The sequence below is a fragment of the Sphingomonas corticis genome (assembly GCF_012035195.1).
In the GTDB taxonomy this organism is placed as follows: Bacteria; Pseudomonadota; Alphaproteobacteria; order Sphingomonadales; family Sphingomonadaceae; genus Sphingomonas; species Sphingomonas corticis.
This window is the reverse complement of record NZ_JAAVJH010000005.1, coordinates 265,784-281,950: the sequence shown is the minus strand read 5'-3', so window position 1 is coordinate 281,950 and position 16,167 is coordinate 265,784. Positions and strand designations below refer to the sequence as shown.

Here is a 16,167-nt window from a genome sequence, read left to right as displayed (position 1 = left end):
GATCCGCTCAGCCCTGGCGGGCCTTGAACCGGCGGTTGGTCTTGTTGATGACGTAGGTGCGGCCGCGGCGGCGGATCACGCGATTGTCGCGATGCCGGTCCTTGAGCGACTTCAGGCTGTTGCGGATCTTCATCTCGATCGTTCTTTTTTCTGCGGGAAAACGGAAGCGCGGCGGGTATATCGGCACCCTCGCGAAGTCAACCGCGCGTGGGAGCTTGCGTGCGGCCCGAGCGTTGCTATCGCGCAACGACAACAGGCCAAAGGGTCCCACCGATGCGCGCGCCGCTCGTCCTCCTCTCCGCCCTCGCCCTTTCCGGCGCGCTCTCCGCCTGCGCCACCGGGCCGCAGCGCTTTCCGGTGCAGGCGACGCGCTTCCACTATGACGCGGTGGCGCAGCGCGGCACGGTGACGGTCGAACCTCTGCCCGGCGGCGGCCCTGCCAGCATCGAGTACAAGACCTACGCCGCCGCCGTCGAGGCGGAGTTGCTGCGTGTCGGGTTCACCTCGCCGAGGCCCGGCGTGAAGGCGGACTATATCGCCACCGTCGGCTTCACCCGCGCGCCCCGGGCCCTGCCCCCGCGCCAGTCGCCGATACAGATCGGGCTGGGTGGCGGCGCCGGTTCCGGCGGCTGGCGGGGCGGCAGCTCTGTGGGCGGAGGCGTCAGCTTCCCCGTCGGCGGGTCCGGCGCGCGCGAGGGCGTGGTGACCGAGCTCTCCGTCCGCCTGCGCCACGGCGCCGATGCGGTGTGGGAGGGGCAGGCGCAGTCGCTGACCGACACCACCGCGCCCGACGCCGACACCCCATCCATCGCCGCGCGTCTGGCGCAGGCGCTCTTCTCCGGCTTCCCGGGTGATTCCGGACGCACGATCGAGGTGAAATGACCATTGCCATCGACGCCGCCTTCGACGGCGGCAACATCCGCCTCCTCGCGATCGCGGAGGAGCGCGATCGCACCCGCGTCGACCTGGAGATTGTCCGGGATCATCAGTCCGACTTCTTCCAATGGTTCTACTTCCGCGCCGCCGGCCTCGGCGGCAAACCGGCGACGTTCCGCATCCTGAACGCGGGCGAGAGCGCCTATCCGATGGGTTGGCCGGGATACCGCACCCGCGCCTCCACCGACCTCGACACGTGGCGAACGATCGACACCCGCTACGAGGGCGGCGTGCTGGAGTTCGACTGGACGGGCGACACGTCGCTCGCCTGGTTCGCCTATTTCGCGCCCTACACGATGGAGCAGCACGCGCGGCTGGTCGCCCGGACCGCGCAGGCGCCGGGCGTGGAGCATCGCGTGCTGGGTCACTCCCTCGACGGACAGGCGATCGACTATTTCCGGATCGGCGCCGGCGCGAAGCAGGTGTGGCTCTATGCGCGCCAGCATCCCGGCGAATCGATGGCCGAATGGTGGATGGACGGCGCGCTTGCCTGGCTCACCGGCGAAGCGGCGGCTCCGCTGCTGGCCGCCGCGACGGTGCACGTCGTGCCGAACATGAATCCGGACGGCACGCGACGCGGGCACCTGCGCACGAACGCGGCAGGCGTGAACCTCAACCGCGAGTGGCACGCCCCCACCGTCGAGCGCAGTCCGGAAGTGCTGGCGGTGCTGCGCCGGATGGACGAGACCGGCGTGGACGTGGCGCTGGACGTGCATGGCGACGAGGCGATCGCGGCGAACTTCATCGCAGGGTTCGAGGGCATTCCCTCGTTCACCGATGCGCACGGCGAGCGCTTCCTCGCCTTCGGTCGCCGGCTGGCCGCGCACACGCCCGACTTCCAGACCGAGCTCGGTTACGCCCGGAGCGCGCCCGGCAAGGCGAACCTGTCGATGTCGACGAATCAGTTGGCCGAGCGGTTCGGCGCGGTGTCGATCACGCTGGAAATGCCGTTCAAGGATCACGATCCGAACCCCGACCCGATCGAGGCGTGGAGCCCGGCGCGGTCGCAGCGGCTGGCGGTCTCGTGCCTGGAGGTGGTCGCGGAGATGATCGCGGACGGCGCGCTGTAGCGGTCGATCCGGCTTACCCGCGCCACTTCCGCAGCGCGGCGTCATAGTCCGCCCTCGCCCGTTCCCGCGCCGATTCGAGCGCGTCTCGTTCCGCCGCCTGTTTTCTGGCGAGGCTCCGCTCCTCCAGGTCGAGCGCGGCCTTACGTTTTGCGATCTCCGCTTGCGCGGCGCGATGCCGCCGCTCCATCGTTTCCAGGGCCTCCTCGGCGGCGTCGACCTCGGCGGGGCTCGGCCGCGGCGTTGCCTTGGCGGGTGCTCGCCTGGACGCGCGCCGCTTTGCCGGAGTCATCGCCAGCTGCTCGGCGGCGGTACCACGCGAGCGGCGGACGACCTCGCCGGGACTCGCGAGCGCGTCGGCCATCAGTTCCGGGTCGGTCACCTCCTCCGCCACGCCGCGAGCGAACAGGTCGGCATCGCTGCCCCATGCCGCCAGCGCGGCTTTGCGGCTGGGCGCGGCGACATAGGCGTCGTGAAAGCCGATGGGCGTGCGGAAGACCTTCAGTTTGCGCGGCATCACGCCTCAACGCGCCAGCGCGGGTAACGAAGCGTTTCCGCCGGAACATGCGATGTTGCGCTGCATTAACCGCGCACAACCAGACAAGAAGACGGAGTCATCGAACATGAAGAAGATCGCGCTTTCCACCCTCCTGCTCGCTTCCGCCGTCAGCATGTCGGCCTGCTCGACCCTGCGCGGCGGTGCGATCGGTGCCGCGGGTGGCGCCGGCGTCGCGGCGGCGACCGGCGGCAGTGTCGAGAAGGGTGCGGCGGTCGGCGGCGTGGGCGGCGCGGTGGTCGGCACCGTCGTCGACGACTGATCCGTCTACCCACCGGGCGCGCGCAGCAGTTCCGCGCGCGCCCAATCCTTGTCGCGCCCGAACAGCTCGAAGATCGCGATCAATTCGGCGCGATCGGGTACGTAGATAATGGTGCCGTCGAACAAGGCCATCGGCACCCGCGTCCTCGGCGCGAGCATGTCTCCGCCACGAACGCGCAGAGCCGCCATGAACTCGACCGGCACGGGCGGTTCCATCCAGCGCCCATACCGTGCCGAGCGGAAGACGGGATCGCCTGAGCCCGGTTGCAGGCCGAGCGAGAGTTCGTTGTCGAGCATGTCCCCGTCGCCGACGCTCAACAGGACGTCCACGTCAGCCACCTCGGTCGCGGCACCGTGAAGCATCGCGGCCGTGCTGCCGATCACCCACCACGGGTCGCACGCCGGGATCATCGCCTCGGCCAGCAGGCGCAGCGAGCGGTGCAGCGAGGGCGGCAGATCAATCCCCCGTCAGGATGCGGTCGACCAGCTGCTTCACCGTCGGCACGAAGCCGTTCGAGTAGAACGGATCGCGCTTGAAATTGTACGCCGCGTGGCCGGCGAACATCAGGTTCGCTTCCGTGTCGCCGCCGTGGGCGATGTCCTGAAGCGTCTTTTGGATGCAGAAGCTGCGCGGGTCGGCCAGGCGGCCTGTCGAGTTCGTCTCGGTGTCCGCCCAGCTGGAGAACAGGCACTGGCTGAGGCAGCCCATGCAGTCCGCCTGATCCTTGCGGATCTCCGCCTTCTCGAGCGGCGAGACGAAGACCAATGTATTGTCCGGCGTCTTCAGCGCGTCGGTGAAGCCGGCGCCGAACCATTCGCGCGCGCGCAGCAGGTCGCCGCGCGTGACCCAGAAGTTCTTGCCCTTCACGCCGACATCCAGCTGGAAGACATGGTCCCCCGCCTCCTGCGTCGAAAAGGCGATCTGGCGCTCGCTGCGCGCCTCTAGGCTGCGCAGGAAGGGGTTGCGCACGGCCGACGAGTAGAAGCCGGTCGGCGAGAAGCGGTGGAGGAGGACGTCGCCCTCCTCGATCGTCAGCAGCCGCTCCTTCCAGTCGGCGGGAATCGGGCTCTCGCGCGTCAGCAGCGGTCGCGTGCCGTACTGGAAGGCGATCTGCCCCAGTTCCGGATTGTCGATCCAGCTCTCCCAGTCGCGCAGATACCACACGCCGCCGGCCATCACGATCGGCGTGGTGTCGGGAATGCCGCCCTCGCGCATGGTTTCGCGCAGCGCCTTGACGCGGGGATAGGGATCCTCCGGCTTCAGCGGGTCCTCCGCATTGGACAGGCCGTTGTGCCCGCCCGCCAGCCACGGATCCTCGTAGACCACCGCGCCCAGCAGGTCGGCCACCTTGGAATAGGCGCGTTTCCACAGTGCCCGGAAGGCGCGCCCGGAACTGACGATGGGAAGGTAGTTGACGTTGTACGAGGCCGCGATCTCGCTCAGCTTGTACGGCATCCCCGCCCCGCAGGTGACGCCGGAGACGAGGCCGCGCGTGCGCTCCAGCACGCCTTGCAGCACGCGCTGCGCGCCGCCCATCTCCCACAGTACGTTGATGTTGATCGCGCCCTTGCCGCCCGCGATCTCCCAGGCGCGCTGCACCTGCTGCACCGCGCCCTCGATGGCATAGGCGATCAGCTCCTCGTGCCGCTCGCGCCGGGTCAGCGCGCGATAGACCTGCGGAATGATCTTGCCGTCGGGATCGTAGCTGTCGGCGTTCACCGCGCTCACCGTGCCGATGCCGCCCGCGGCGGCCCAGGCACCGGCGGAGGCATGGTTGGTCGCCGCGACGCCCTTGCCGCCCTCCACCAGCGGCCACACTTCGCGGCCGGCATAGACGATCGGCTTCAGGCCCTTGAACACGCTGCTTCCCACTTCCGTTACTGACCAGCCGTCACCCTATAGAGCAAAGCGCGCGAGTGGCGACGGAAAATGCGACCTAGGACAGGACGCCGGGGCGCGCCATCGCCGCCTCGTACAGGGCGGCGTAGCGCGCGATCATCGCGCCTTCGTCGTAGTCGGCGCGAGCCTTTTCGCGATTGGCGGCACCCACGCGCGCGCGCAGGTCGGCGTCGGCGGCCAAGGCCTGCATCGCGTCCCGAAGGCGCACCTCGCCGTGATGATCGGTGATGAAGGGCAGGTTCTCCGGAGCCACCATCGCGCGCACGTCGCCCACCGGGGGCGCCACCACGGGAAGGCCGGCCGCCATCGCCTCCACCACGCTGATCGGCATCTGCTCCGACTTCGACGAGAGCGCCAGCAGGTCGAAGTGGCGCATGAAACGGTAGGGCCGATCGACGAACCCGGGCAGCAGCACGCGATCGTCGATCCCCATCGCCAGCGCCGCCTGCTCGATCGCAGCGCGTTCCGGCCCCTCCCCCACGATCACCAGCCGGAAGCGCGCGGACAGGCCGCCCGCGGCGCGGACCAACTGCGGCAGGTCCTTCACCGCGCGCAGGCCGGCGACGCTGCCGATCACCACCTCCCTCGGCTTGCGAACGAAGCCGGGGATCGCGCCCGCCGCCGGGTCTTCGGCGTACAGCGCGGTGGCGATGCCGTTCGCGATCCGGTGGACCCTGGCGGCGGGCTGCTTCCACGTGTCCAGCGCGATCCGCTCCAGGCTGCGCGAGGGCACCACCAGCGCGTGCGCCGCGCCGAGCGCCAGCCGGCGGTAGAGGTTGCGCTCTCGCTTCAGCCCGCCGGCCTCGTCCTCGTTGAAGCCGTCCTCGTGATGGACCAGCGGCGGTGCCCCGCGGCGGAACACGCGCCGCGCCATCACGCCGTCGATCGCCCCCCAATTGTACGTCAGCACCAGGTCGAAGCCGCGCATGTAGCGGGCGATGGCGTCGTAGCGCGCGACCGAGGGCGTTCCCGTCAGCGGGGGCGCGTCCTGCGCGATCTCGTAGCGGATGCCGCGGTCGATCCGCTCGCGCGCTCCGTAGCGGTCGGGAACGGCGGAGACGATGACGTGCCGCGCCCGGTCGCCGAAGGCGTTCATCAGCCGCGTGGCCCGCGCTTCCTTCCCGCCCAGGTCGAAGGTGGAATGGAGATGGAGGATGGTGGGAACCGAAGCCATGGCCCCCGCGTCCTAAACCCCGGCGAGAAGCGCGCAAGGCGTTCGCCGTTCGCCGCGGCGACCCGGGAGGGACGGCGCGACCGGCAGCCCTCGGCAGGAGCGGGGACGGCCAAGCTGGAACAGACGGAAAAAGGATCGACGAGATGAAGCTGAAGACCCTGATCGCGGCGGGCTGCGCGGTCGCTCTCGCGGCCCCGCCGGCCCTCGCCAACCCCGCGTCGTCGCTGTCGGTGTCGCGCGCCGCCACCGCCACGAAGGGCAAGTCGAGCGAATTGGCCGCCCCCGGCTCGATCGTTGGCCTCGTCCTCGCCGCCGCGGTGGTCGCCGGCGGCGTCATCATCGCGCTGGACGACGACGACGATTCGGACAGCAACTGACGAGATTCCCGTCACCCCGGCCGCGCCGGGGTGACGGCTTCTACCGGATCGCCGATTTCGGCACGTGCGTGATGCGGCACGCGAGGTCCGCTTCCCCGCTCGCCACCACCCAGTGTTCGCCGCCGTCGGCAATGCCCGTCGTGAACACGACGTTGTCCAGGTACATCTGCTCCTTCAACGGCTCGGTGAGGGCCGGCGCCGGCTCGAGCAGCGGCGTATCGCTGGTCGCCACCGTCACGCTGGGGTCGTCGGCATCGAGCAGTGTCCAGTAGGTGCGGTAGACGCCCACCACGCCCGATGGCTCCACGCCATGCCACAGCGTCAGCCAGCCGCGATCGGTCAGCACCGGCGGCGCGCCCCCGCCCATGCGCGCCGTCGCCACCGTCGCCGCATGCGGACGGATGCCGGGGCTGTCGTATGGTTTCCAGTGCAGCACGTCGGGCGACGTGGCGAGGTTGATCGAGGGACCCGCGCGCCACTCGCTGTCCGGCGGGTAGGCGAAGTACAGGTCGCCGAGCGGCCGGGTCTGCGCCCAATACCGCCCCTGCGGCTTCCCCTCGAAGATCAGCATGTCCTTGTTCTGATGGTCGAGGACGATGCCCTCCAGCGTCCAGTCGAGCGCATCGTCGCTGGTGTAGAGCGTGGTAGAGTGCCGCTCCGGACTGACCGAGCAGGTCGTCATCAGGTAGCGCCCGTCGACCCGGCTGATCCGCGCATCCTCCACACCGTAGCATTGGTAGGACGTGGCAGGCGCGATGGCGCGGTCGTAGTGCACCGACACCACCTCGCGCCCGTCCGCGTCCAGCTCCACCGGCAGCAGCCAGGACAGGCTGGTCAGTGCCATCACCTTCCACCCCGCGCTGCGCATCATGAACTTGCGCGGATCGGATGTGTCGACCAGCGCCAGGGGCCACGCATCGAGAACGTAGCGACCCGCGTCCCAGCGGATCGCGCGGATCGTGCCCCCGGTGATCGGCGTCCGCAGCGCCTCCGCCACGCGGACCATCAGCAGCAGGTTGCCGTTCGCCAGCCGAGTCATGCCCGGGTTGAACGCGCCGAGCACATAGGTCTCCGCGTCGATCTGCCCGGCCAGCGGCGAGCGCGAGAGATCGACGTCGTCGGGTGTGAAGACCAGGGCGTCGTACGGCCAGTCGGGCGCGGTCGCCTGCATCACTCGCCGTCCTGCATCCGCGGGGCGATGGTCAGACGCTGGATCACCGCGCGGCGCGGCTGCGTCAGCAGATAGTGGACGCCCACCGCGATGTCCTCGGCGCGCAGCATCTCGTCCTTGCCGATCATCTCGCGCTGCTTGTCCGCCGGGATGTCGGGATATTGCATGTCCGATCCGGTCAGACCCGGCTCGACCAGGGCGACGCGAATGCCCTTGGGCCCGAGCTCTCGGCGCAGCGCGATGGAGAAGCCCTGCAGCCCGTGCTTGATCCCGGCGTATACGGTCGATTTCGGTCCCAGCGCATAGGCGCTCATCGATCCGATCAGCACGATGTCGCCCCCTGCGTCACCATCTGCGCCCATCGCCTCCGCGCCGGCGCGGGCGAGCAGCAGGTATTGCGTGAAGTTGAGCGACACGGCGTGGCGCACCGCTGCCTCGTCCATGTCCGACAGCCCTTCCGCGGCCTCCGCCGCATTGGCAACGACGATGTCATAGCCGCCGATCGCGTCCGTTGCGGCGGCCAGGAAGCGCGAGACATTGTTCTCCTGGGACAGGTCCAGCGCGATGCCCTCACCCGTGCCGACTTCGCGGATGCGGGCGAGCGCATCGTCGACATGGCCCTGGTCCGACCCGCCGATGAAGACGGTGGCGCCCTCGCTGGCCAGCAGCACGGCGATGGCGCGCCCGATGCCGGTCGACCCACCGGTCACCACCGCGCGGCGCCCAGTAAGGGCAAGTGTCTGAGTATGGGCGTCTTTTTCGGAAATATCGGTCACGAGCTTCTCCGGCGGCAGCAGTTTGCGGAGACGAACCAGCTACGCCGCGGGTTCCCCCGGACCGGTCCGCGCGCCCGTTTCCGCCCGCGCGAGCAGCCGCTCGACCGCGGCGTGCACCGCGGGTTCGTCCAACGTCGGCGCATGCCCCACGCCGGCCACGGTCACCACCTCGCCGCGCGGGAGCGCCGCCGCCATCCGCTCGGCCGTGGCGGCGGACAGGATGTCCGAGCGCGCGCCCCGTACCACCAGCACCGGCACGCCGGCGAGCTGGGCCAGCGCCCCCCACATGTCCGGCCCCGCCTCCTGCCCCGGCAGGCGGAACGGCTCCGCGATCTTCAGGTCGTAGTCGAGGACAATGCGCCCGGCGTTGTTCAGCCGGTACAGCCGCTTGGCCATCGCCAGCCAGTCGTCGGTGCGCCAGTCGGGATAGACGTCGGCATTCCCCTCCTTCAGCGCGCGCGCGGCGTGCATCCAGGTAGGATGGCTGCTCGACTTCCCGACGTAGCCGCGGATTCGCGCCAGCCCGGCGTGCTCGATCTCCGGACCCACGTCGTTCAGCAGCGCGCCCGCCACCCGCCCGGGCGCCAGCCCCGCGAGCAGCATGGTGACGATGCCGCCCAGCGAGGTGCCGATCGCGACGAAGCGGTCGATCCCGGCATGGTCCAGCAAGGCCATCACGTCCTGCGCGTAGGTGAGCGGGACGTAGCTCATCGGGTCCTTGGCATAGCCGCTGTCGCCGCGCCCGCGGAACTCCACCGCCAGCACGCGGCGCCGCGGCGACAGGCGCTGGGCGAGCGCGGCATAGTCGCGCGCGTTGCGCGTCAGGCCGGGAAAGCAGAGGACCGGCAGCATGGCCGCATCGCCGGGATAGTCGCGCGCGTGGAGCCGCACCCCGTCCGTCGACCACCAGAACAGGTCGTCCCACGCCTTCGCGCGATGGGCGTTACTCTCTCCGGCCATCCTTGCACCCCGCGTGTCCCGCCCCCCATATCGCCCCATGCCGTTCGACCCGCAAGCATATCGCCCCGCCACCGACCTCACGACGCTGGGCGACGGCTTCTACGATGCTGTCGCAGCGGCGGACTTTCCCGAGAAACGGCTGCGCTTCCGCAACGATCGCGCCGCGGCGGAGGTGGGGCTGGAGCCGCTGACCGACGAGGAATGGGTCGCGCACTTCGGCCGCTTCCTTCCCCTGCCCGGCACGATGCCGCAGCCGCTGGCGCTGCGCTACCACGGGCATCAGTTCCGCCAGTACAATCCCGACATCGGCGACGGCCGCGGCTTCACCTTCGCGCAGCTGCGCGACCGGGACGACCGGCTGATGGACCTTGGGACGAAGGGGTCGGGACAGACGCCGTACAGCCGCTTCGGCGACGGCCGGCTGACGCTGAAAGGCGGGGTGCGCGAGATCCTGGCGACGGAGATGCTGGAGGCGCTGGGCGTGCCCACCAGCCGCACGCTGTCGCTGATCGAAACCGGCGAGGCGCTGGAGCGGGGCGATGAACCCTCGCCCACCCGCTCCGCGGTGCTGGTGCGGCTGTCGCACTCGCACATCCGCATCGGCACGTTCCAGCGGCTCGCCTACCAACGCGACGAGGAGGGGCTGCGGACGCTGGTGCGCTACGTCCTCGACCGGCTCTACGGCGAGCCCGGCGGCGATCCGGTGCGGCTGCTGACGCTGGTGGTGGAGCGCACCGCGCGGCTGGCGGCGGCGTACATGGCAGCGGGATTCGTCCACGGCGTGCTCAATTCGGACAACATCAACGTGACGGGCGAGAGCTTCGACTACGGGCCGTGGCGGTTCGCGACGACGTGGGACCCGGCGTTCACCGCGGCCTATTTCGACCACGCCGGCCTCTACGCCTTCGGTCGCCAGCCGGAGGCGATCCACTGGGATACGATGCAGCTGGCGGTGGCGCTGCGCCCGCTGGTCGATGCCGATCCGCTGATCGCCGCGCTCGACGGCTTCGGCGCGGCCTATCAGCCCGCCGTGGCGCGCGCGATCCTGTGGCGGCTGGGCCGCGCGCCGCTTGGCGAGGCGGAGGACCGCGCGCTGGTGCAGGCGGTGGAGATGGCGCTGCGATCCACCGGCGCCGGTATCGACCGCTTCTTCCACGACGCGTTCGCGCAGGACCTGCCGCCCGGCTATGGCGCGGACTGGGCCGAGGTCCGGGCGGCACTGTCGGCCCATCCGGTGCGCAAGCCGCGGCCCGGGTTCTTCGAAGGCGAGCCGTGCGCGATGCTGATCGACGAGGTGGAGGCGATCTGGTCCGCCATCGACCGCGACGACGATTGGGCGCCGCTGCACGCCAAGGTGGCGCGCGTGCGCGCACTCGGCGAGGCGCTGCGGTAGGCGCATCCCCGGTCCGCCGTTCGCGCGCAGTTTGTCGGGACGTCGAGCACGAAGGGGACCCTCGGTCGACGCACTAAAGCGTCAATCTGCCCAGCAGGTCGTGCAGCGCCCGGTCGTCCGCGACCGTGTCCGTTCTGATCGCGTCCAGCGGCGCCACCATGCCCGGCGCCTGCGCTACGGCCAGCGCCAGCGCGGTGTCGAGCGACACGATCTCCGCCGCGCACGCCTTGCGCAGCGCACCGACCAGGGCGGTGTCGAGGATCCGTCCCGGCAAGTGCGAGCCGGCGTCGCGGTCGGCATCGTCGGCGATGCCCGCCATCCACAGACTGGGCGGCCCGCCCTGCGCGTTCAGCGCCGCCAGCCGGTCGCGCGCCGCCGCGGCATGTTCGCGCATCGCAGCGATGGCGGCGCGCAGACCCGCGTCGCTCGCCGCTTCCGCCAGCGCGGGCAGCCGCCCGACCAGCAGCGCCTTGCCCGCGTGAAGGTCCTGAAGCGCCACGTGGAGCAGCGCGGCCATGCTCGCCGTCTTCGCCATGGCGCGCCGACGCCCGGACGCCAGCGCGGGTTCCGCCGCGTCAGCCCGCGTCGGGCGCCACCGCCCTCGCCACGTCTTTCGGCGCCTCGACCGTGGACCGCAGGTTCAGCTCCTTCAGCTGCTTCGCCGTGGCGAAGTTGGGCGCGCCCATCATCAGGTCCTCCGCCTTCTGCGTCATCGGGAAGACGATCACCTCGCGGATGTTCGGCTGGTCCGCCAGCAGCATCACGATGCGGTCGATCCCCGGCGCCGAGCCGCCGTGCGGCGGGGCGCCGAACTTGAAGGCGTTGATCATGCCGGCGAAATTCGTGTCGACGTCCGCCTGCGTGTAGCCCGCGATCTCGAACGCCTTGTACATGATCTCCGGCCGATGGTTTCGGATCGCGCCCGACGACAGCTCCACGCCGTTGCAGACGATGTCGTACTGATAGGCGAGGATATCGAGCGGGTCCTTCGTCTCCAGCGCCTCCATCTCGCCCTGCGGCATCGAGAAGGGATTGTGGCTGAAGTCGACCTTCTTCGCGTCCTCGTCGTACTCGAACATCGGGAAGTCGACGATCCAGCAGAACTCGAAGCGGCTCTGGTCGATCAGGCCGAGCTGCTCGGCCACGCGGGTGCGCGCCAGGCCGGCGAGCTTCGCGGCCTGAGCCTCCTTGCCCGCCGCGAAGAACAGGCCGTCGTCGGGACCGAGGCCCAGCGCGTCGGCCATCGCGCTCATCTTCTCCTCGCCATGGTTCTTCGCGATCGGACCGCCCCACTCACCGCCCTTGCGCGTGGCGTAGCCGAGGCCCGCGAACCCCTCGGATTGCGCCCAGGCGTTCATGTCGTCGAAGAACTTGCGGCTCTTCTCCGCCGTGCCCGGCGCCGGGATCGCGCGGACCACGTCGCCCGCCTCGACGATGGAGGCGAAGCGGCCGAAGCCCGACCCGGCGAAATGCTCGCCGACGTCGCTGATGATGATCGGGTTGCGCAGGTCCGGCTTGTCGTTGCCGTACTTCAGCATCGACTCGCGATAGGGGATGCGCTTGAACGGCAACGGCGACACCGACCGCCCCTTCCCCTGCCAGTCGGCGAACTCCTCGAACACGCCGTGCAGCACCGGCTCGATCGCCTGAAACACGTCCTCCTGCGTGACGTAGCTCATCTCGAAGTCGAGCTGGTAGAACTCGCCCGGCGACCGGTCGGCGCGCGCGTCCTCGTCGCGGAAGCAGGGCGCGATCTGGAAATAGCGGTCGAAGCCGGCGACCATCAGCAGCTGCTTGAACATCTGCGGCGCCTGCGGCAGCGCGTAGAACTTGCCGGGGTGGACGCGGCTCGGAACGAGATAGTCGCGCGCGCCCTCCGGCGAGGACGCGGTCAGGATCGGCGTCTGGAACTCGGTGAAGCCCTGCTCCACCATTCGCCGCCGGATCGACGCGATCACGCTCGATCGCAGCATGATATTGGCGTGCAGCTTCTCGCGCCGCAGGTCGAGGAAGCGGTATTTGAGGCGGATCTCCTCCGGATATTCGGCATCGCCGAACACCGGCATCGGCAGCTCCTGCGCGTGGCTCTGCACCGTGGCGGCGCGGGCGTAGACCTCGACCTCGCCGGTCGGCAGGTTCGGGTTCACCGTCGCCTCGGAGCGCTGCTTCACCTCGCCATCGATCGTCACGACCGATTCGACGCGCAGGCCGTCCAGCAGCGCCAGCGCCGGGCTGTCGCTGTCCGCCACGATCTGCGTGATGCCGTAATGGTCGCGCAGGTCGACGAACAGCACGCCGCCGTGGTCGCGCTTGCGATGCACCCAGCCCGACAGGCGGACAGTCTCGCCGGCGTTCGCCCCGGTTAGCGCGGCGCAGGTGTGAGTGCGGTAGGCGTGCATGACGTGATCTCTGATTACGTCACCCCAGCGAAAGCTGGGGTCTCAGGCGGCAAGAGGGCGCTCGCAGCACGAGACCCCGGCGTGCGCTGGGGTGACGGGAAATGGACGGCAGCGGCCCTCCCCTTTTCGAACCCGCTTTGTCAACCCGCGCACAAGCGGCTATGGCCGCGCGCTTATGCATGTTCACCCCCTTATCACCGACAGCGCAACGCTCGCCAATCTCTGTGCCCGCCTGTCCGACGCGCCCTTCGTCACCGTCGACACGGAGTTCATGCGCGAGAGCACCTACTATCCGGAGCTCTGCCTGATACAGATTGCCGACACGCAGGAGGCGGCGGCGATCGATCCGATGGCGCCGGGCATCGACCTGGCGCCCCTGCTCGACCTCCTTGTCGACAACGAGGACGTGCTGAAGGTCTTCCACGCCGGCGGTCAGGATCTGGAGATCGTCTACAATTTGACGGGCAAGACGCCCCACCCGCTGTTCGACACGCAGGTGGCGGCCATGGCGCTCGGCCAGGGCGAGCAGATCGGCTATTCCAACCTGGTCGACAGCTGGCTCGGCATCCAGGTCGACAAGGGCGCGCGCTTCACCGACTGGTCGCGCCGCCCGCTCGACCAGCGGCAGGTCGATTACGCGATCGGCGACGTGACCCACCTGTCCAAGATCTTCCCGAAGATGCTGGAGCGGCTGAAGAAGACCGGGCGCGGCGCGTGGCTCGACCAGGAGATGGAGCGGCTGGGCGATCCCGCCAATTACGCCAACGATCCCGACGTCGCGTGGAAGCGCGTGCGCGTGTCCAGCCGCAAGCCCGACGTGCTCGGCCGGCTGAAGGCGATCGCGCGCTGGCGCGAGCTGGAAGCGCAGGCCAAGGACCTGCCGCGCGGCCGCATCGTGAAGGACGAGACGATCGCCGACCTCGCCGGGCATCCGCCGAGGAAGCAGGCCGACCTGTCGAAGGTACGCGGCCTTTCCGCCACTTGGGCGTCGAACGACATCGGTGCGCGGCTGATGACGGCCATCGCCGACGCGCAGCCGCTGCCCGCCGACGAGATGCCGGCCCGCGACGATCGCAAACCCGGCCTCGGTCGTGACGGGTCGCTGGTGGCCGACCTGCTGAAGCTGCTGCTGAAGATCCGATCGCGCGACATCGACGTCGCGCCCCGGCTTCTCGCGCGCGGCGAGGAGCTGGAGCTGCTCGCCGCCGGGCAGCGCGACGGGCTGGCGATCCTCTCCGGCTGGCGCTTCGACCAGTTCGGCCGCGATGCGCTGGACCTGGTCGAGGGGCGGCTCGGCTTCGCCGTGGTCGGCGGCAAGCTGAAGATGACACGGACGGAGACCGAATGATGCGCCCCCTGCCCCTCGCCGCTTTGCCTCTCGCCGCGCTGCCCCTGCTCGCCGCGTGCGCCGCTGAGACCACGCCGCCCTCGACAGACATGCCGGCGCCCGGCACGCAGTGCAACGCGAACGCCGCGCAGGGGCTGATCGGGCGTCCTGCGGATCAGGCGGCCCCGGAGGCGCAGCGGCTGAGCGGTGCGCGGATCGTCCGCCGGTATCGCACCGGGGACGCCGTCACCATGGACTTCCGCGCCGACCGCCTGAACGTCGAGACCGACGCGGCCGGGACGATCGTGAAGCTCAGCTGCGGCTGATCCCGCTTCCCACCGGAACTGGCAAGGGGCGGCGCAGCGGCGGAAGGTGAGGCGGAATCAGCCGACCGCGACGCCCATCGCCGCCGCCAGCGCCTTCACCCTCTTCTCCACCGCCTCGCCCAGCAGGCCCGCGTCGCCGGCATCGAGCGCCAGCCGCAGCGCGCCGCGATCCAGCGATAGGCAGGATCGTTCCAGCGGCCCGGCCATGCCGCCGCTCAGCCGATGGCCGAGCCGCATCGCCAAACCCCAGCGCGCCGCCTGCGCCAGCGCCGCCTCTCCGGCCAGCCGGGGCAGCGGATCGGGCCGGGTCAGCTCGCCGCCCAGCGCGGTCCACAGCGCCTGCGCCAGCATCGCGCGCCCGCGCCCGTCGATGCCGACCCAATTGCCGTGCAGCGCCACTTCCATCCCCCGCTCGGCGCGGAACTCCGGATTGGCGCGCCAGCCCACGTCAGCCAGCTGGCAGGCGGCGTGGCGCAGCCGTGCGTCCTCCGGCCGGTCGGCGCCGAACAGCGGCGCGATCCAGCGGTCGAGCAGCTCGCCATGCTCGGGAAAGCGGCCACTCCGCCGCCCCTCGTCCCGCGTCGCGACGATCAGCGGGTCGAGCGCGCGGTCCTGCACCGTCAGCGCCTGGTGGAGCAGCCCCTCGCGCAGGCCGTAGGCGGACACGATCGTCCCGCTCGACTTCAGGTGCTTCAGCAGAACCCCCAGCAGCGCCGCGGCGTCGGACAGCGTGGGGATGCGTCCGCTCGACAGGCCCGGCACCTCCTTCAGCCGCGCCTTGTCGGTGTGCGACAGGGTGCGCCGCAGCCGCGCGATTGTGGCGGCGGGCATGGCATATTGGTGGATGATCGGCAGCGGGTAACGCGTCGCCACCATGTCGAGTCGCGCCAGCCCGCGCCACGATCCGCCCACCAGGTAGAAGGGCAGTCCCTTCCCCGCCCCGCTCCAGCCGGTCTCCTCCAGCAGGTGCGCCACCCTCCGGTCGAGCCGCCCCTTCGCGCGCAGCCCCGCCAGCCGCAGCACGCCCAGGGGGAAGGAGACGCGGCGGTGCAGCGCCCCGTCCTTCACGCGCACCAGTTCCAGGCTGCCCCCGCCCAGGTCGCCGACGATGCCGTTGGCGCCGGGAATGCCGGAGAGGACGCCGTGCCCGGCCGCCGCCGCCTCCTCCTCGCCTGACAGGATCTCCACCGACAGCCCGGCGTGCTCGGCGATCGCGATCAGCTCCGCGCCGTTCGCCGCGTCGCGCACGGCGGCGGTGGCGACCGTGCGGACGCTCGCCACGTCCATCTCGCGCACCAGCGCCGCGAACCGGCGGAGGGCCGTGGTCGCCATCGCCATCGCGGCCGGGTCGATCCGGCCCGATGCCGCCAGGCTGCGGCCCAGGCCCGCCAGCACCTTTTCGTTGAAGAGCACCGCGGGCACGCGCGCGGGGCCCTGATAGACGACGAGGCGAATCGAGTTGGACCCGATGTCGACGATGGCCGAGCGCGGCTCGCCGCCGTGGCGCGCCGGCTTCTCCGCGCCGCGCCGCAACGGGATCAAGC

Annotated in this window: 18 protein-coding genes; 7 read left to right on the top strand and 11 right to left on the bottom strand. The window is 70.4% G+C overall.

The genetic code is table 11. The annotated features are described in order from the left end of the window. Window positions 1–7: 7 nt before the first annotated feature. Window positions 8–133 carry a type B 50S ribosomal protein L36 gene (gene ykgO, locus HBH26_RS10360; RefSeq protein ID WP_003046794.1) on the bottom strand — a complete coding sequence of 42 codons (126 nt, stop codon included), beginning with the start codon at window positions 131–133 and terminating at the stop codon, window positions 8–10. A 140-nt stretch (window positions 134–273) separates the two neighbouring features. On the opposite strand from ykgO, the gene HBH26_RS10355 reads away from it, so the two are divergent. Together HBH26_RS10355 and HBH26_RS10350 are read left to right on the top strand one after the other, a co-directional pair. Next, entirely contained in the window at window positions 274–882 is a 609-nt protein-coding gene (locus tag HBH26_RS10355; RefSeq protein WP_168134515.1) for a DUF4136 domain-containing protein, read from the top strand. Further along, window positions 879–2,006 carry a M14 family metallopeptidase gene (locus HBH26_RS10350; RefSeq protein ID WP_168134514.1) on the top strand — a complete coding sequence of 376 codons (1,128 nt, stop codon included), beginning with the start codon at window positions 879–881 and terminating at the stop codon, window positions 2,004–2,006. Before HBH26_RS10355 ends, HBH26_RS10350 begins: the two co-directional genes overlap by 4 nt. Window positions 2,007–2,019: 13 nt before the next feature. Here HBH26_RS10350 and HBH26_RS10345 read toward each other — a convergent pair whose 3' ends face one another. Next, window positions 2,020–2,520, bottom strand: coding sequence for a hypothetical protein (locus HBH26_RS10345; RefSeq protein WP_168134513.1), 501 nt, complete (start codon window positions 2,518–2,520; stop codon window positions 2,020–2,022). On the opposite strand from HBH26_RS10345, the gene HBH26_RS20420 reads away from it, so the two are divergent. Beyond that, the gene (locus HBH26_RS20420; protein ID WP_209308464.1) at window positions 2,492–2,821 is read left to right on the top strand and encodes a hypothetical protein; all 330 of its coding nucleotides are present in this window, start codon (window positions 2,492–2,494) and stop codon (window positions 2,819–2,821) included. The genes HBH26_RS10345 and HBH26_RS20420 overlap by 29 nt on opposite strands. 5 nt (window positions 2,822–2,826) lie before the next feature. Here HBH26_RS20420 and HBH26_RS10335 read toward each other — a convergent pair whose 3' ends face one another. The 3 genes from HBH26_RS10335 to HBH26_RS10325 all read right to left on the bottom strand — a co-directional run bounded on the left by HBH26_RS10335 (window position 2,827) and on the right by HBH26_RS10325 (window position 5,894). Beyond that, entirely contained in the window at window positions 2,827–3,204 is a 378-nt protein-coding gene (locus HBH26_RS10335; protein WP_168134512.1) for a hypothetical protein, read from the bottom strand. Between the two features lie 73 nt (window positions 3,205–3,277). Beyond that, entirely contained in the window at window positions 3,278–4,681 is a 1,404-nt protein-coding gene (locus tag HBH26_RS10330) for a nitronate monooxygenase (protein WP_168134511.1), read from the bottom strand. 76 nt (window positions 4,682–4,757) lie between these two features. Further along, entirely contained in the window at window positions 4,758–5,894 is a 1,137-nt protein-coding gene (locus tag HBH26_RS10325; protein WP_168134510.1) for a glycosyltransferase, read from the bottom strand. A gap of 143 nt (window positions 5,895–6,037) precedes the next feature. On the opposite strand from HBH26_RS10325, the gene HBH26_RS10320 reads away from it, so the two are divergent. Next, window positions 6,038–6,271, top strand: coding sequence for a hypothetical protein (locus HBH26_RS10320; RefSeq protein ID WP_209308463.1), 234 nt, complete (start codon window positions 6,038–6,040; stop codon window positions 6,269–6,271). A 40-nt stretch (window positions 6,272–6,311) separates the two neighbouring features. On the opposite strand, the gene HBH26_RS10315 is transcribed toward HBH26_RS10320, so the two are convergent. The 3 genes from HBH26_RS10315 to HBH26_RS10305 all read right to left on the bottom strand — a co-directional run bounded on the left by HBH26_RS10315 (window position 6,312) and on the right by HBH26_RS10305 (window position 9,178). After that, window positions 6,312–7,442, bottom strand: coding sequence for a glycoside hydrolase family 130 protein (locus HBH26_RS10315; protein ID WP_168134509.1), 1,131 nt, complete (start codon window positions 7,440–7,442; stop codon window positions 6,312–6,314). Continuing rightward, a complete protein-coding gene (locus HBH26_RS10310; RefSeq protein ID WP_338057320.1) occupies window positions 7,442–8,155 on the bottom strand; it encodes an SDR family oxidoreductase in 714 nt (237 codons plus the stop codon). The genes HBH26_RS10315 and HBH26_RS10310 overlap by 1 nt, the downstream gene beginning before the upstream one ends. A gap of 102 nt (window positions 8,156–8,257) precedes the next feature. Beyond that, window positions 8,258–9,178 (bottom strand): alpha/beta fold hydrolase, encoded by a 921-nt coding sequence (locus HBH26_RS10305; RefSeq protein ID WP_168134507.1) that lies wholly within the window; start codon window positions 9,176–9,178, stop codon window positions 8,258–8,260. Between the two features lie 37 nt (window positions 9,179–9,215). Between HBH26_RS10305 and HBH26_RS10300 the strand changes: the two genes are divergently transcribed. After that, entirely contained in the window at window positions 9,216–10,571 is a 1,356-nt protein-coding gene (locus tag HBH26_RS10300) for a protein adenylyltransferase SelO family protein (protein WP_168134506.1), read from the top strand. Between the two features lie 73 nt (window positions 10,572–10,644). Here HBH26_RS10300 and HBH26_RS10295 read toward each other — a convergent pair whose 3' ends face one another. Together HBH26_RS10295 and aspS are read right to left on the bottom strand one after the other, a co-directional pair. Next, the gene (locus HBH26_RS10295; protein ID WP_168134505.1) at window positions 10,645–11,106 is read right to left on the bottom strand and encodes a DUF892 family protein; all 462 of its coding nucleotides are present in this window, start codon (window positions 11,104–11,106) and stop codon (window positions 10,645–10,647) included. Between the two features lie 40 nt (window positions 11,107–11,146). Beyond that, window positions 11,147–12,970 carry an aspartate--tRNA ligase gene (gene aspS, locus HBH26_RS10290; protein ID WP_168134504.1) on the bottom strand — a complete coding sequence of 608 codons (1,824 nt, stop codon included), beginning with the start codon at window positions 12,968–12,970 and terminating at the stop codon, window positions 11,147–11,149. Between the two features lie 175 nt (window positions 12,971–13,145). On the opposite strand from aspS, the gene rnd reads away from it, so the two are divergent. Next, window positions 13,146–14,318 carry a ribonuclease D gene (gene rnd, locus HBH26_RS10285; protein WP_168134503.1) on the top strand — a complete coding sequence of 391 codons (1,173 nt, stop codon included), beginning with the start codon at window positions 13,146–13,148 and terminating at the stop codon, window positions 14,316–14,318. Continuing rightward, on the top strand, window positions 14,315–14,623 hold the full coding sequence (locus HBH26_RS10280) for an I78 family peptidase inhibitor (RefSeq protein ID WP_239024702.1): 309 nt from the start codon (window positions 14,315–14,317) through the stop codon (window positions 14,621–14,623). The genes rnd and HBH26_RS10280 overlap by 4 nt, the downstream gene beginning before the upstream one ends. Window positions 14,624–14,680: 57 nt before the next feature. Here the strand turns inward: HBH26_RS10280 and HBH26_RS10275 are convergent, their stop codons facing one another. Beyond that, the gene (locus HBH26_RS10275; protein ID WP_239024723.1) at window positions 14,681–16,165 is read right to left on the bottom strand and encodes a Ppx/GppA phosphatase family protein; all 1,485 of its coding nucleotides are present in this window, start codon (window positions 16,163–16,165) and stop codon (window positions 14,681–14,683) included. Between the last annotated feature and the right edge of the window lie 2 nt (window positions 16,166–16,167).